This is a genomic window from Acinetobacter sp. YH12255 (assembly GCF_013417355.1).
Lineage (GTDB): Bacteria > Pseudomonadota > Gammaproteobacteria > Pseudomonadales > Moraxellaceae > Acinetobacter > Acinetobacter pseudolwoffii.
Genome location: NZ_VPEC01000049.1, coordinates 1 through 15,078, shown reverse-complemented (window position 1 = coordinate 15,078; position 15,078 = coordinate 1). Strand labels below are relative to the sequence as shown.

Sequence of the window (15,078 nt, the reverse complement as noted above, 5' to 3'; positions counted from 1 at the left end):
TATCCCTAAATACCCCTTATCAACGATAAAAAAGGGCTTAAATTTTAATTTCCTCATGCTTTTTTTAAATATTTTAAAATCATGCATGCTTCCATGACTTCCACATACACTCAGTATTTCACCTGTTATATAGTGCATAGATAGCTGAAATTTAAAGGTATGTCGCTTTTTTTTACCGCTATACCATTTCTTCTGTTTTTTTTGGACGTTGAACTAATATTTCAGTGGCATCAATCACAACAACTTCCCAATCCACTTCATCTCGATTAGGAAGTTGTTTTGGCAAGTTGAATTTTCCAGAACGGATTAAGGTATCTTCAATAACACGTGTGATACGAATTGCACTCGTTTCAGATACACCGTAACTCATACCAAGATGGAAAAATGTTCGATATTCTCTCCAATATTCTATACATAAGAGCAAACGATCTTCCAACGGTAATTTATGCGGTCGTCCTTTACCAATATGACCAGGTAAATGCTTATTTAGCTCGGCCAACATCAGGTTAAATGTAGCCCAACTAACACCGGTAAGCCTACGAAACTTAACGTCTGATAATTTTTGAATATCTTTGAATTTCATCCAAGGATTATCCATTGAATTAAATAATTTTGCTGATTAATTTAAGATCAAATAAATTGTACATTTTTTGATTTATGACGGAAGTCTAATGAATACGACAAGTGGTAATTATATATTGATTATTTATATCCATAAAAAGATCAATATATTGTTCAGCTAAAATCATAGGCTGGATATTTTTATAATGCCATTCTCGCTTAAGATAATACATATTCATGCTTAAATGTTTATTGATTTTTAAACGTGCCTTATGAACATCAAAATTGTTTCGATTATTACAAATAATAGCACTACCACTATCATGATTGCACTTCAGAACAAACTTATCTGGAAACTGCTCAAATTTAATATCATCATAGGATTTATATAGTCCTATTAAAGGAACAAAATAATCCCATCCTATTTTTTCTGCTACTAGCTTCCTTACTACAGCTTTATCCGCGAGCTTTGTATGCAGAGAATCACGACTAAAAATCATTCGCGCTGTTACTTTCTCATTAAAACTTTGCGGTGCATTAAAATTAGGAATATAGCCTAATTTAGACACAAATCTTTTCGTTAAGTATTTTTTGTCTGATACAAATTTAGTTCGAATTACTTTAGCTTGGTAAATAATATTTTCTATCATAATAAATAATGATATCTTACATTTAAGATATTCATTATAACAAATTGAAACAAACAAGATGCAAATGTTTAACTATTTTCTGAATCAAAAAATTAAATATATTACGTAATTAATATTGAAAAAACCTCTCAAATGAGAGGTTTTTTCAATCAGTAAATTCTTAATTACTTCACATACGTTAACCAGTGTGCATATTTAGGATCTTTGCCCTGAACGGCATCGAAGTATGCTTTCTGGATTTGAGTGGTGATTGGACCACGTACCCCCTCACCAATCTGACGATCATCGTATTCACGGATTGGTGTTACTTCTGCAGCAGTACCAGTAAAGAACGCTTCATCGGCAATATAGAATTCATCACGGGTAATACGGCGTTCAACCACGTCATAACCCAGGTCTTTGGCAATGGTAATAATGGTTTGACGGGTAATACCATCCAGCGCACCACCGGCAATATCAGGGGTATGAATTACACCGTCAGTCACCAGGAATACGTTTTCGCCTGAACCCTGGCATACATAGCCTTGTGGATCAAGCAACATGGCTTCATCATAACCCGAATGCGCGACTTCCTGATGCGCCAGAATCGACAGCGTGTAGTTCCCAGATGCTTTGGCTTTACACATGGTCACGTTTGGATGATGGTGGGTAAATGATGAAGTTTTCACGCGAATACCCTTCGCCATGGCTTCTTCACCCAAGTAAGCACCCCAGCTCCATGCCGCAACCACAGCATGAATCGTGTTATCAGTTGCAGCAATACCCAGTTTTTCAGAACCAATAAAAAGGATTGGACGTAAATAGCAAGATGCCAGTTTATTTTCACGCACCACATCAATTTGCGCTTGTTCTAATGTTGCATGATCAAATGGAACTTTCATTTGATAAATTTTTGCAGAATTCAACAAACGCTTGGTATGTTCTTTTAGACGGAAAATAGCCGTTCCATTCGGAGTTTCATAAGCTCGGACGCCTTCAAACACACCCATGCTGTAATGCAAAGTATGGGTTAATACGTGAGTTTTCGCCTCACGCCAGTCAACCAGTTGTCCATCTTGCCAAATAAAACCATCACGATCAGCCAAATTCATGCCACAAACTCCAATTTTTCACAATTATTCACTATCCAGCGCAAAGCTTGCACTTGGATCAATTAGTCTTTGCCATAACTTGCAAACGGTCATTCGGGTATCGTGCCAGTCGCTTGCAGACACTTGCATGGATTGATTTGCAAGGGCTAAGCGGTGGCTCTCGGCGCGTTCACTGAGATAAGCTTGAATCAGAGCAGTCGCATCGTCGCTGGATAAGCAACCTGATTTTGCGGTATCCTCAAGAATTCTTACATTGTCGGAGAAATGGGCGAGATCTTTATTCGTCCCACTCCAGGCCAACACCGCATACTGTGCCATAAATTCGATGTCTACGATACCACCTGTATCTTGTTTTAAATGAAAAATTCCATCTTTTTTCTGCGCTTTGGAGGAGCCCAGATGATCCTTCATTTTCTGACGCATTTTTAGTACTTCTGCCCGCACATAATTTTCATCACGAGGCTGAATCAAAATATTACGGCGTAAGATTTCAAATTTTTGTCTTAGGCTTAGCTCACCCGCAATTGGACGCGCGCGCACCAAGGCTTGATGCTCCCATAACCAGGCACTCTTAAGCTGATATTGTTCAAAGGCTTTCAGACTGGTGACCAAAAGGCCTGCTTCACCTGAAGGACGTAAACGGGTATCGACTTCATAGACCCGCCCATCCAGGGTTTGCGTGGTCATCAATGACATGAATTTTTGTGCCACGCGCATGGCAAACTCAAAACCACTAATCGGCTTGAGTCCATCCGTATCGGCCTGTTCTCCCATAAAATGAATAAACACTAAATCCAAGTCCGAGCCATAACCCAGTTCAATGCCACCGACCTTGCCATAACCAATGACCGCAAAGGCAGTATGCTCGATTGAACAGCGCTTGCCTTCGGCATCGAGGGGAAAACCATGCCTTTTGGCCACCATCTGATAGGCCAAATGCAGAGCTGCATTGACAGATACTTCGGCAATATCGGTTAAGGCATCAGAAACTTTCATCAAAGGACTTTCAGCCAGAACATCACTGGCTGCGACGGCCAAGACATTGGATTTTTTAAACAGGCGCAATACCCGCATCTGATCTTCAACCTGATCAATCTCAATACGGAGTAATTGCTGGCGTAAAGAATCTTCCAGATCCTGTCGTTTCGGTAACTCAAAATCCATCGACAGAAACTCATCCAGCAATACCGGATATTGTGAGAGTTCTTCACAAATCCAGGGACTCACCGTGGCCATTTTCACCAGTCGTTGCAGTGCGCCTTTACTTTCAATCAGCATGACCAGATAGACAGTACGGCGCATCACCGACTCAACCAAGGGCATGAGACGCAACAACGCCATTTGCGGCTTGGCAGACTCCAGAATCGCTTCAATCAGATAAGGCCAAAAGGTTTTTAAACGTTGAATCGCCTTGGCCGGTAGCTTTTTCAATGCATGACCATGCCAGAATTCATGAACCAGATTCTTGGCGGCATCATCCAGAACATCGTTGAGCTTCTTTTCCAGCTGGACGAAACTTTCGACCTGGGCTTCCGGTTCATTTTCCTTAATCAGATGCTCAAACTGATAAATGACTTTGGCTCGCTTCTGGTTCAGGACAGTCATAAAATCTGACCAGTCTGCAAAACCTAAGGTCTCTACCATTCGCTGACGTAAATCAGGCTCAGTCGGTAAAGATTGGGTTTGTTGATCGTTTAAGGCCTGAATCGCATGTTCCACCCGGCGCAGGAACAAATAGGCATCTTCCAGATCTTGGACTGCCTGTTCATCCAAGAGTTCAGCATCATCGAGATGGTTCAGATTGACCAGACATTGGCGATCCTGCAATTCAAGTTTGGCTCCACCATAAATCAGCTGAAAGACCTGCACGATAAATTCAACTTCGCGAATACCGCCAGCACCGAGCTTGATATCATCTTCAATATTACGCCGCTGGACTTCACGCTCGATCATGGTTTTCATTTCGCGCATGGCTTCAAAAGCACTGTAATCCACGTATTTACGAAAGACAAAAGGACGGGTCATGTCAAGCAGAGCATCACCTTCCGGACTTGGATTGACAACACGCGCCTTGATCCAAGCGTAGCGCTCCCATTCCCGGCCATGCTGACTTAAGTATTTCTCTAAGGCCACATGACTAATGGCCAGGGCTGAACCATCACCCCAAGGACGCAGACGCATATCGACCCGAAACACAAAACCATCCGCCGTGATCTGATCCAGCAGGTGAATCAGTTTTTGTCCCCACAGGATGCAAAACTGCTGCACATCGATACATTTGCGTCCATCGGTTTCACCCTGTTCATCGAAGGCAAAAATCAGGTCAATATCACTGGAAAGATTAAGTTCTTGCGCGCCGAGTTTGCCCATAGCGATGACAATAAGATCCTGAACTTTACCGTTATAAGCAATCGGCTGGCCATACTTGGCAGCAATCGGCATACGGGCAAAATCTTTGGCTGCACAAATACAGGCATCGGCAAAATCGGAGAGTTCTCGGGTGAGGGTGATGACATCGGTCAGTTGATTGGCATCCTGCCAGATCCAGCGAAACATCAGGCGGGCCCGCAGAATACGCATGGCGCGCATCCAGGCGGCTTCGTCTATAATATTCAGGATACAGTGCTGCACCAGCTGATCAATATATTCCCGACTGAGTGCAGCCTGAAACTGGTCAATTGCATAATCCTGTTCCAGGAGGCTCTGGTGATTGGCCAATACCTGTTCAGCATATTGGCTTGCTCTTAAGGTTTTTTGCAATTGTGTCGCATTCATCACTCAACTCTTCCCCCGAAACGTTCTGCTTAGTTATAGCAGGAGTTTTGTCTCAGGGGGAGTGTTTTAGTTTGAAATTATCTTTTAGGATTTCTCAGCATGCAGATCTTCAAGCACCAGTGCCTGATGATCATTGGTGACCATTGGCAAATGCACCGTAAAGGTCGTACCTCGACCTTCTTTTGAATCCACCGCGATTTGACCATGATTCAGATCAATAAAGCGCTTGCACAATACCAAACCTAAACCAGCACCTTTCTCTTCAGCGGTACCTCGGACACTCACCATCAACGTCGGCTTGAACAGATTCTGTATCTGCTCTTCAGTCATGCCCAGACCGGTATCCTGAATGGTGATTTTAACCTGCTCACCGTCCATTTCTGCCTCTAAAATGACTTTACCGCCTTGATTAACCGGGGTGAATTTCAGCGCATTGGAAACCAGATTCTGCAACACTGAAGTAATCATATTGATATCCGCATGGACTTTAATGTCTTCGGGAATATTGTCAATTAATTCAATTTTTTTATTCAACGCCAGACTGTGCAATACACTGCAGACAATTTTACTGGATTGCTTGAGTTCATAATTAATCGGATGATATACAAAGCGTCCACCCTCAGCCATGGCCCAGGTCAGCAAGCTTTCCAGCAAGTTATAAGTCGATTGTGCATTATCATATAAATAATCCGCGATACTCTGAATACTGGACTCATCCAAGGTATCGCGTTCCTGCGCCAGAACTTCGGAAAAGCCCAGCAGTCCATGAAATGGCGCACGCAGATCATGTGCGATGATTTGGAAAAATTTGGTTGTACTAAAGTTTTGTGCACATTGCTGTTCGTATAGCTCTTTCAGCTCAGTATGTTCTTCATTGAGTTGGATTCGAATTACTAAACTTTCAGCAAATTGCTTAACGGTCTCAATATCATCCTGATCAAACATGTCAGTTTGATCATCAAAAAAAATCACCTGACCTAGCGGCTGACCAGCATTCGCTTTTAAATTAAATGCGACCAGTCGGTGATGCGCCACACCCAGCTCTTTCACATAATTCGACAATTCTGCATAAGCAGGATGAGTCTGGTCGATGACATCTGCCTGTTGCAGATATGTAGGGATGGCAATTTCCTGCGGAGCATGCAAGGCCCGAAAACCGTGCGGACAGCTGTACCAGATATACGGCTCCATATGGAATCCAATAATACTGGTTTTAACGCCTAGGACTTTACGGGCAACCTTACAGAAGGTGTCTAGTAAATTATTGGAGGTATAGACGCCTAAAATGAGAGATATACGACATGAGCTTAAAAGCTCCGTATTCTGACCGACCTCTAGCAGTTTTAGTTCCATGTCTGCCTCTCTGAATATGTATGGAATATAGAAAACACTGTCGACCAAATTTATACAATCAATAACAAAGATTCTATATTTACTGAACGCTGAAAACTCACCTATAGGTTAAAGGATTTGTTAATCTGTTTCTATCCAAATACACTCATAACCGCAAGGCACTGATATTTAATTAATTAAGAATAACTTGAAAATTTAATCTTCAAAAAAAGTCTGCTTAAGTATTTGAAACTCAATATCTAAGCTAAAATTAAGCATGTTTATTTGTATTTACTTTAACATACTCTTGACCAAAAAATACTCAGCATCGATTTTTATCCCCTTTTAAATAAAAGTTAATGGTTTTTCAACTATATAGATTTAAATTTCGTTTAAAAAAATAAATTAGATTGGCTTCACTCTCTAATAACGCTCAAAATTCATTTTTTATTTTTAAAAAATACTTAACAATGATCTTGAGTCTCAACTTAAAGTCTCAAAAAAACTGTCTGAAAGATAGCCTTTGAATTGTAAAGAAATTACAGTCTTTAACAAATTAATTGCGAAAATTTTGTGATTTTTTATCACTCAAGCTTACATTAAAAATGGAAATTTCATGCTGAGGAAGAATGAATCCAATTCAGGGTATTTTTTACACAAGAAACAGTGCACTTAAGGTAAAGACAAAAAAAAGCAGCCTAAAAAGACTAATGCTGATCAGTTAAGGAGTTTAGAAATAAACTCTTTAACTTTTTAGTCGTTCACGACGGAGTCTTAAATTTATAAATCAAATACTTAAAAATAATTTGTTACTTTGGTTTCGCCCAAATGAGAAGCGAAGCTTCGCAAGGAAGGCATCTTGCGGTGCAATACACCTCATGCCTCAAACAGTTGCGGATGACTTTTCTATCTATCAGATATAATCATGAATTTGAAAAAGAAAATGCCAGTCAATTCCTTAACTGACTGGCATTAGCCTAAAAAGACCGCTTTTTTTTAACGAAGAATTAATTGTCTGAAATTAACGCCACTTGCTGTACATAGTTAAATAACTTTAACTTAGATGCATTGATCTCTGCTTCAGGTGCCTGATTCTTTAAATCACGATGTACGCGAAGATAATGCTGACGCAAGGTATGACGCTCTGTGGCATTATAGGTTTTGGTAAATTCATTAATGGCCGGGTCACCATCTTTGACAATTCGATCGACCCAACGCTGTAATTGGGCTGTCTTTTTAAGACCTTGCTTTGGTGTTAAATAAGATAAAATCACCGTTTCATTTTCATTGCGCAGTAATTTACCAATACGTGAAAATTGACGGCGACGTGCTTCATGTGAGGTAAATTCCTGTACATCGAGCAATGCTTCAATCAAACGCTCTTCAACAGGCAAGTTTTTAATTTGTTTAGCACTCAACTCAGCCAGCTGTGCACCCAAAGCCGCCATACGCTGGACTGCTTTTTTCTGTTCGGTTTTACTTGCGCGTCCCTCTAAAGAATCAAAATCTTCTTCAGTTAAACTGTTCGGTCGACGTGCCACGATTAATCTGCCTCATAAAATTTTGCTGCAAATAGTGCCTGAATTTCAGATAAGGCTTTGTCCTCATCCGCTCCTTCAATCACCAAGCGTAAAGTTGTTCCTTTGCCCGCACCGAGCATCAGCAAGGACATGATATTTTTTGCATCTACCAGTTTGTCCGTTTTTCCAATCTGGATACTGGAACGAAATTTGGTAGTCACTTCTATAAGTTTACCAGATGCGCGTGCATGTAAACCCAGTTTATTAATTACGTCAACAGTGGTATCAATCATGACCAGTGCTTCATTTCTCGATGGAGGACTTGAATAGACCATTTTGCCTCAAGGGCTTTTTTTAGTCTATCCACAATGTAAACAGAACGATGCTGACCACCGGTACAGCCAACCGACACAGTCATATAATGACGATGCCCTTCAGAAAAGGTTGGCAACCATTTGTCCAGAAAATGATAAATATCATTAAACATATCCTCGACCTGATCGCTCTTTTGCAAAAACTCCTGCACCGGTTGATCGAGTCCTGAAAATTTGCGTAATTCCAGTTCCCAATGCGGGTTAGGCAAATGCCGGACATCAAAGACATAATCGGCATCCAGTGGAATGCCATGCTTATAACCAAAAGACTGCAAAATCAGGATCAGGTTATCGGTCTGTCCCAACTTGGTCAATAAGGTATGTTTCAGGTCATGCACGCTTTTATCTGTAGTATCAATGTGCACGGTAGAACGCAGCTGGATGGGCATTAGCAGGATTTTTTCTTCCTGAATGCACTCGTTCAGACTCTTAAAGCGCGAAGCTAGAGGATGCGGCCGACGCGAGGCACTAAAGCGCGCAATCAGTTCCTGATCCTGCGTGGTCAGATAGATAATATCGACCGAGCCATGCTGTTGCAGCTGTTCAAAGACATGATCAAATTCTTGCAAATCGGCACGGGTACTGCGTACATCGACCCCCAAGGCCAACTGCTCCAGATTGTTCTCACTGTGCAGTTTCGCCACAATTTCGGGAAGCAATGCCAAAGGCAGATTATCAATACAGTAATAACCCAGATCCTCAAGCACCTGCAATGCAGATGATTTACCTGAACCAGATTGTCCCGTGACAATTAAAATGCGCTTCATACATGCTACCCTTTCATCCTATCCGGCAGTGTATTTGACCTGCAGGTTATCGATCAGACGTGTATTACCTATCTTTGCAGCTACAAATAACACAACATCTTGATTAAACGTATGAATTTTTTGTAATTCTGGCGTTCGTGCTTCAACATAGTCTACGACAAACCCGACATCTGTTAAAGTCTGGCGAAGCTCGGCCAATACCGTATCCAGTTCAATCGCAGCATGGAGCTGCTGTTCAGCCTTTTGTAAGCTTTGATAAATGACCGGTGCGATTGCACGATGCTCTTGGCTTAGGTAACCATTTCGAGAACTTAAGGCTAAACCATCTTCTGCACGGGCAATTGGCACGCCAATCACTTCTAATGGAATATTCAGGTCTTGTACAAACTGGCGAATCACTGCCAACTGCTGATAATCTTTTTGCCCAAAGAAAGCATAGTTTGGCTGCACAATGTTAAACAATTTGGTCACCACCACCGCCACACCATCAAAATGGCCGGGGCGCTGCAAACCACACAAGTCATCAGTAATGTCAGAGATACTGATATTGGTCAGACGCGGTTTTTTGCCATACATTTGCTCAACCGTTGGCGCGAAGACGATATCACAACCGACGTCTGCCAAAAGCTGCTGGTCCTGCTCCAGCGTACGCGGGTAGTTATCAAAATCTTCATTGGGTCCAAACTGGATCGGATTGACAAAGATACTGACCACCACCACATCACACAGCTTACGCGCTTCACGTACCAGATTTAAATGACCCTGATGCAGATTGCCCATGGTGGGTACAAAACCAATAATCTTGCGGTTGGCACGTGCCGGATTAAGTGAGGCCGCGAGTCCCTGAATGGTGGTTTCTGTTTTCATCTTACAATTCAACCTGAAAAGTTTGTGCGGGTGCCGGGAAAGATCCATCTAAAACTGCAGCATGATAAGCTTTAAAAGCATCCAGAATGGCAGTAGCACCCGATTGTTCCTGCATAAAATTACGGACAAATTTTGCAGTATGGCCAAAGGTTAAACCCAGCATGTCTTGTACTACCAAGACCTGACCATCAGTGGCTGCGCCTGCACCAATGCCAATCACCGGAATTTGTGGAAACAGTTCCGTGATTTCCTGACCCAATTGTGCCGGTACACATTCCAGCAATAACAGTGCAGCACCTGCTTCAACCACTGCTTTACAGTCTGCAATCAGTTGATCCGCTGCTGCACGGGTACGGGCTTGCAGCTTATAACCGCCAAAGACATGTACCGATTGTGGCGTTAATCCCAAGTGCACACAGACTGGAATACCGTTACGGGTCAGCACCTGCACGGTTTCTGCCAGCCATGCACCGCCTTCCATTTTCACCATTTGCGCACCGGCCTGCATCACGGTTTTGGAACTTTGCAAGGCATCATTTAAGGTGGCATAACTCATAAACGGCAAGTCAGTCATGATAAAGGCATGCTGGTTACCACGGCGTACCGCAGCGGTATGATAGGCCATATCTGCAACAGTCACTGGTAAAGTCGAATCGCGGCCCTGAATTGACATTCCCAAAGAGTCGCCAATCAGAATACTGTCTACTTCTGCAATTTCCATGGCTTTGGCCATGCTGGCATCATAGCAAGTCAGACATGAAAATTTGCGTCCATCTGCTTTGAAGCGTCTTAAGTCACTCAGACTGACCATGAAGATGTTCCTCTATGATTGAAGTTCTCGCGAACATACCCATAACTCAAAAATTAAATATTTGCCCAGTTTGTGTCATCGAGTACCGTTAAGGTCGATTGCTTGACGATGTCCAGGTCTTTTAAGGATGTAGCATGAACCTGTATTTCAGCATCAATGTCCAGCAACGGAATGAGTACGAAATCACGCTCTAACACGCCGACATGCGGTACAGTCAGGCGTTGATTCTGTATCTGTTCATCTCCGTAGATCAGCAAGTCCAGATCCAGCGTACGCTCGCCCCAATGACGCAAACGTACCCGACCGGCTTCCTGCTCGAAGGCTTGCAAATAATCCAGCAAGCTTAAAGCTGCCAGATTAGTATTCAACTGCACCACAGCATTCAGATAATTTGGCTGATCCTGTGGCCCCATCGGTGGACTTTGATACAGATGCGAGGTTTTTACCTGACCCAATGTCGCCAGTTTCTGTACAGCTTCTGCCAAAATCTGGCGTGAATCGCCCAGGTTACTGCCCAAGCCAATATACGTCACGATCATTGTGTTGGCCCAAACACCACCTGGCTTAAATCACGTTGCACCCGCTTACGTTTCATAATCGGATGATCTGCGCCAATTTCACCACTGGCACTGGCTGCCACATGTGACAGGGTTTTCGCCTTGTCTTCAAACTTGGCTTTACGCACCCGGCGGTTACGTGGTTCAGGTTCATTGACTAAAGGCTCAATCTCGGCGAGATCCTGTTGTGCCGTCAGTTTCTGTTCCAGATGTTCTTCTTGAGTGGCCTTACGACGGCTCTTGGCACGTTGACGGTTGTACTGGCTAATCGCCCGCTCTTTCTCGTCACCGCTCATTTGCTGATAAGCATCCCACCAGCTGCCCATGCCTTGCGCCATTGCATCGCCTGATTTTTCGCGCAACAGCAAAAAGTCAAATCCGGCACGGAAACGCGCATGACTAGACAAGGCCTCAATTTGTTGCGGTTTTGGATTCAGTAAACGGGTCTGCATTTCCCAGACTTCACGAATGAAAGTCTCGGCGAAGCGAGGAATAATGGTCCGGGTTGCCTGACGTTTCAAAACATCCAGACCCGCTTGGGCACGTGCTTCTGCTGCGACCACGCCTTTATTCAGATAAAACTCACAACGCTCGAGGAATGGCTGCCATAATAGTACCGCGTAGAAAAATGCCGGGTTGATGGTCTTGCCAATCGAAATACGCTGATCGGTATTTTTCGCAGCACGCTCCATAAACGGCGTGATTTCAGCTTTGATATCGGCGAACAGCTGATGCCAGATTCCGAAGTCAATCAGCATGGGCAACACACGATTCAGATGCCCCATGGTGAATAACTTTTGTGATTCATCATAGAGTCGATGCGGAGAGACATCACGCAGCAGCTGGGTCATTTCCGGCGTGAAAATATCCAGAATGGCTTCATCAATACTGAAATTCAGCTTGGCAGCAAAACGTAAAGTACGTAACATCCGCACCGGATCTTCTTCAAATCTTAAGGCCGGATCACCGAGCAAACGTAAAGTTTTGCTGTGAATATCATCTACAGCATTGCAGAAATCCAGCACAATCGCTTTACGCGGCTGGTAATACATTGCATTGATCGAGAAGTCGCGACGGGCAAAATCCTGCTCGATGCTGCCCCAGTTATTATCACGCAGAATCATCCCCGCGGCCGAGGTGACTGCTTTTTTTGGAGGTGCCCGGAAAGTGGCCACTTCAACCAGTTCCCGCCCTGAATAGACATGCGCCAGTTCAAAACGCCGTCCGATAATTCGACAACGTCGTCCGAATACTTCCTTGACCTGAGCCGGGGTTGCATTGGTAACTGCATCGAAATCTTTAGGATTCAAACCTAACATCAGATCTCGAACACCACCACCCACGATATAAGCTTCATAGCCTGCCTTGTTTAAGGCATCAATCACATCGAGAATATAAGAAGGTAATTGAGCGGTTGATAAACCACATTTTGACGCGCGCAAAGTTTGCAAAAGACGCTGTCTCCTACGTCTGAACGTAAAATTCTAAGATGACGCTAATCATATCGCTTACACGACTAAAGGGCAATTTGATTATGTCAATCCTGCAGCTCAGATTGATTCTGTATTCAGCATCAATTCCGTCTATTCACAACGCGAGTCTGGCCTTGTTTTTGGCAAATAATGCCGGCCCAATGCCTTTGACCAGCTGAATATCTTCAATGCTTTTAAATTTCCCATTTTTCTGCCGATACTCAACAATGGCTTGGGCTTTCTTTTGTCCCACGCCATGCAACTGTTGCAATTGTTCAATATTTGCACTATTTAAACTAATTCTATCACCTGTCGCTTGTACCGAAAGTGCCGGTTTTACCAGATAGTGATCTGCTTTAGTCGATGCATTCTGTTGTTTGAGCCGCGCATCATGTTGCTGTTGTCTGGTCTTCCATTCCATATAATCGGTCGCAGTTGCATGTGCAGTTCCAATAGCAATATAGCCTAGCCATAAACCCAGAAGAAGATTAATCCACGCCGGACTTGTTCGATGTTGTTGTTTGTTCATGCGCCGCTCTTTGTTTTAATTCTAATTTGGCCTGTTCCCAGAGCTGATCCAATTCAGCCAGTGACAAGCGGTCTATATTGAGTTGTTGTTTTTCCGCCTGATGTTCCATCAAGGCAAATCGAGTACGAAACTTATGGATCGTGCCTAATAATGCCATTTCACTCGAGATTCCAAGTTTACGGCCAACATTGACCAGAGAAAATAAGCAGTCACCAAATTCTTCCTGTATTTCATCGGAATTCTGGCTTGCCAAAGCTTCTTTTAACTCGGCCAGCTCTTCTTCTACTTTGTCATATGCCCCAGTGACATCGGGAAAATCAAAGCCGATTTTTGCGACATTTTTCTGGATTTCATCTGCCTGTACCAAGGCCGGTGCATGCTTGATTTCATCTAAACGGGAACGTGGCTTGCCCTGCTTTTCTTGCTGTTTAATTTCTTGCCAGAGCTGAGAGACATCTTCCGGGCTCAATTTTACAAACTGTTCAGCCTGAAATACATGCGGATGACGGCGGATAAGCTTGTCGCTAATGGCCTGCACCACATCCTGAAAATCAAAAGCGCCCTGCTCGCTGTACATTTGCGACTGGAACACCACCTGTAACAGCAGATCGCCCAGTTCATCGCGAATCTCGTCAACATTTCCAGAACGTACCGCAGCTTCTACTTCATAAGCTTCTTCAATCGCATATTGGGTCAGAGATTCGGGAGTCTGCTGCTGATCCCATGGACATTTTTCACGTAATTCACGCATGATATTAAGCAATTGTTCCACTTTTAAAACCTCTTCTTTACCAAATAGTCGCGTCAAGCTGCCTGTTTCTTGTTATGCTCAAGAAAAAAAGACAATAAGGAGATCAAGCACATGCACAGTATATTGATTAGTGGGGCAGCACAAGGAATTGGCGCAGCGACAGCCATGCTATTTTACCAGCACGGCTATAAAGTCGGTATTTATGATATCAATGTGGTACAGGCCGAACAGCTGGCCCAGCAACTGGGCGAACATGCCAAAGCAGGCTTTCTGGATGTGGCAGACTATGCTTCCTGGGAAACAGCTTTGGCGGAGTTTTCAGCCTGGGCCGGTGAAATCAACATTCTGGTAAATAATGCCGGAATTTTATATTCAGGGCCTTTTGAAGACACCACAATTGCAGCGCATCATCGCACGCTGGATATTAATGTTAAAGGCCTCCTCAATGGTTGTCATGCCACTTTCTCTTATTTAAAAGAATCTTCATTTGCTCGTGTCATTAATTTATCTTCGGCATCCGCCATTTATGGACAGGCCGATTTAGCCTCTTATGCGACCAGTAAATTTGCCGTGCGCGGTCTGACTGAAAGTCTGGATATTGAATGGCAACCCTATGGGATTCGGGTGCTTGATGTGATGCCACTTTTCGTCAGTACAGCCATGGTGAAAGATATGCAGGCAGAAAGTATTAAAAAAATGGGCGTACATTTGAAAGCAGAGGATGTCGCACAAGATATTCTGAAACTGGTACAGCTTAAAGACTCTATCTGGCAAGCTACGCACCATCCGGTTGGATTAAAAAGTAAATTTTTATTTCATCTATCACGTATGAGTCCACAGTTTGTGAACCGAATCAGCAACCTGTTGATTGCCAGACAATAGAGTCTATTTCTACTGTTCCTTAAAATGTAGTCAAACATAGTCAAGGACTAATTCGCACTCTGTTAATGTCTTGTTGCCAAACGTGTAACTAGAGCCTGAGTCGGTCAGTTCCGACTTATAGCGATCAGTCCGTTCTTGC

General features: G+C 43.3%; 14 protein-coding genes and 2 pseudogenes. 1 reads left to right on the top strand and 15 read right to left on the bottom strand.

The genetic code is table 11. The features are described 5' to 3' along the window. From FTV30_RS13855 to mazG, 15 genes and pseudogenes are all read right to left on the bottom strand, one after another. A pseudogene (locus tag FTV30_RS13855) lies at nt 1-141 on the bottom strand (hypothetical protein); the annotation flags it as partial. A 37-nt stretch (nt 142-178) separates the two neighbouring features. After that, the gene (locus FTV30_RS13850) at nt 179-583 is read right to left on the bottom strand and encodes a transposase family protein (protein WP_004730644.1); all 405 of its coding nucleotides are present in this window, start codon (nt 581-583) and stop codon (nt 179-181) included. An 88-nt stretch (nt 584-671) separates the two neighbouring features. Then, nucleotides 672-1,211: pseudogene (locus tag FTV30_RS13845) on the bottom strand (ATP-grasp fold amidoligase family protein); the annotation flags it as partial. Nucleotides 1,212-1,375: 164 nt separating this feature from the next. Next, nucleotides 1,376-2,302, bottom strand: coding sequence for a branched-chain amino acid transaminase (locus FTV30_RS13840; RefSeq protein ID WP_074384043.1), 927 nt, complete (start codon nt 2,300-2,302; stop codon nt 1,376-1,378). A 24-nt stretch (nt 2,303-2,326) separates the two neighbouring features. Further along, nucleotides 2,327-5,077: a bifunctional [glutamate--ammonia ligase]-adenylyl-L-tyrosine phosphorylase/[glutamate--ammonia-ligase] adenylyltransferase gene (gene glnE, locus FTV30_RS13835; RefSeq protein WP_180001788.1), complete on the bottom strand. Its 2,751-nt coding sequence runs from the start codon at nt 5,075-5,077 to the stop codon at nt 2,327-2,329. Nucleotides 5,078-5,161: 84 nt separating this feature from the next. Further along, nucleotides 5,162-6,430 (bottom strand): sensor histidine kinase KdpD, encoded by a 1,269-nt coding sequence (locus FTV30_RS13830; RefSeq protein WP_180001787.1) that lies wholly within the window; start codon nt 6,428-6,430, stop codon nt 5,162-5,164. 986 nt (nt 6,431-7,416) lie between these two features. Next, a complete protein-coding gene (gene yjgA, locus FTV30_RS13825) occupies nt 7,417-7,950 on the bottom strand; it encodes a ribosome biogenesis factor YjgA (RefSeq protein ID WP_179999043.1) in 534 nt (177 codons plus the stop codon). A gap of 2 nt (nt 7,951-7,952) precedes the next feature. After that, on the bottom strand, nt 7,953-8,222 hold the full coding sequence (locus FTV30_RS13820) for an HPr family phosphocarrier protein (protein WP_034608740.1): 270 nt from the start codon (nt 8,220-8,222) through the stop codon (nt 7,953-7,955). After that, nucleotides 8,219-9,070, bottom strand: a complete 852-nt coding sequence (gene rapZ / locus FTV30_RS13815; protein WP_179999045.1) for an RNase adapter RapZ — start codon at nt 9,068-9,070, stop codon at nt 8,219-8,221. The genes FTV30_RS13820 and rapZ overlap by 4 nt, the downstream gene beginning before the upstream one ends. 18 nt (nt 9,071-9,088) lie before the next feature. Further along, complete coding sequence (gene panC / locus FTV30_RS13810) at nt 9,089-9,937, bottom strand: pantoate--beta-alanine ligase (protein WP_005172649.1); 849 nt, start codon at nt 9,935-9,937, stop codon at nt 9,089-9,091. A 1-nt stretch (nt 9,938) separates the two neighbouring features. Continuing rightward, nucleotides 9,939-10,748 carry a 3-methyl-2-oxobutanoate hydroxymethyltransferase gene (gene panB / locus FTV30_RS13805; RefSeq protein WP_005172651.1) on the bottom strand — a complete coding sequence of 270 codons (810 nt, stop codon included), beginning with the start codon at nt 10,746-10,748 and terminating at the stop codon, nt 9,939-9,941. Nucleotides 10,749-10,801: 53 nt separating this feature from the next. Beyond that, nucleotides 10,802-11,287, bottom strand: a complete 486-nt coding sequence (folK, locus tag FTV30_RS13800; RefSeq protein ID WP_005172653.1) for a 2-amino-4-hydroxy-6-hydroxymethyldihydropteridine diphosphokinase — start codon at nt 11,285-11,287, stop codon at nt 10,802-10,804. Next, a complete protein-coding gene (gene pcnB, locus FTV30_RS13795; protein WP_180001786.1) occupies nt 11,284-12,756 on the bottom strand; it encodes a polynucleotide adenylyltransferase PcnB in 1,473 nt (490 codons plus the stop codon). The genes folK and pcnB overlap by 4 nt, the downstream gene beginning before the upstream one ends. A 136-nt stretch (nt 12,757-12,892) precedes the next feature. Then, nucleotides 12,893-13,306, bottom strand: a complete 414-nt coding sequence (locus FTV30_RS13790; RefSeq protein WP_180001785.1) for a ComEA family DNA-binding protein — start codon at nt 13,304-13,306, stop codon at nt 12,893-12,895. Beyond that, entirely contained in the window at nt 13,266-14,078 is an 813-nt protein-coding gene (gene mazG, locus FTV30_RS13785) for a nucleoside triphosphate pyrophosphohydrolase (protein WP_074384035.1), read from the bottom strand. The genes FTV30_RS13790 and mazG overlap by 41 nt, the downstream gene beginning before the upstream one ends. 90 nt (nt 14,079-14,168) lie before the next feature. Between mazG and FTV30_RS13780 the strand changes: the two genes are divergently transcribed. After that, nucleotides 14,169-14,939: an SDR family oxidoreductase gene (locus FTV30_RS13780; protein ID WP_159516238.1), complete on the top strand. Its 771-nt coding sequence runs from the start codon at nt 14,169-14,171 to the stop codon at nt 14,937-14,939. The last annotated feature ends 139 nt before the right edge of the window (nt 14,940-15,078 follow it).

Bases quoted from the DNA above. Each gene is read 5' to 3' on its own strand.
- panC (WP_005172649.1), bottom strand. From the start codon at position 9,937: ATGAAAACAGAAACCACCATTCAGGGACTCGCGGCCTCACTTAATCCG.
- FTV30_RS13830 (WP_180001787.1), bottom strand. From the start codon at position 6,430: ATGGAACTAAAACTGCTAGAGGTCGGTCAGAATACGGAGCTTTTAAGC.
- FTV30_RS13840 (WP_074384043.1), bottom strand. From the start codon at position 2,302: ATGAATTTGGCTGATCGTGATGGTTTTATTTGGCAAGATGGACAACTG.
- FTV30_RS13820 (WP_034608740.1), bottom strand. From the start codon at position 8,222: ATGATTGATACCACTGTTGACGTAATTAATAAACTGGGTTTACATGCA.
- FTV30_RS13780 (WP_159516238.1), top strand. From the start codon at position 14,169: ATGCACAGTATATTGATTAGTGGGGCAGCACAAGGAATTGGCGCAGCG.
- folK (WP_005172653.1), bottom strand. From the start codon at position 11,287: ATGATCGTGACGTATATTGGCTTGGGCAGTAACCTGGGCGATTCACGC.
- glnE (WP_180001788.1), bottom strand. From the start codon at position 5,077: ATGAATGCGACACAATTGCAAAAAACCTTAAGAGCAAGCCAATATGCT.
- panB (WP_005172651.1), bottom strand. From the start codon at position 10,748: ATGGTCAGTCTGAGTGACTTAAGACGCTTCAAAGCAGATGGACGCAAA.
- rapZ (WP_179999045.1), bottom strand. From the start codon at position 9,070: ATGAAGCGCATTTTAATTGTCACGGGACAATCTGGTTCAGGTAAATCA.
- FTV30_RS13850 (WP_004730644.1), bottom strand. From the start codon at position 583: ATGAAATTCAAAGATATTCAAAAATTATCAGACGTTAAGTTTCGTAGG.
- FTV30_RS13790 (WP_180001785.1), bottom strand. From the start codon at position 13,306: ATGAACAAACAACAACATCGAACAAGTCCGGCGTGGATTAATCTTCTT.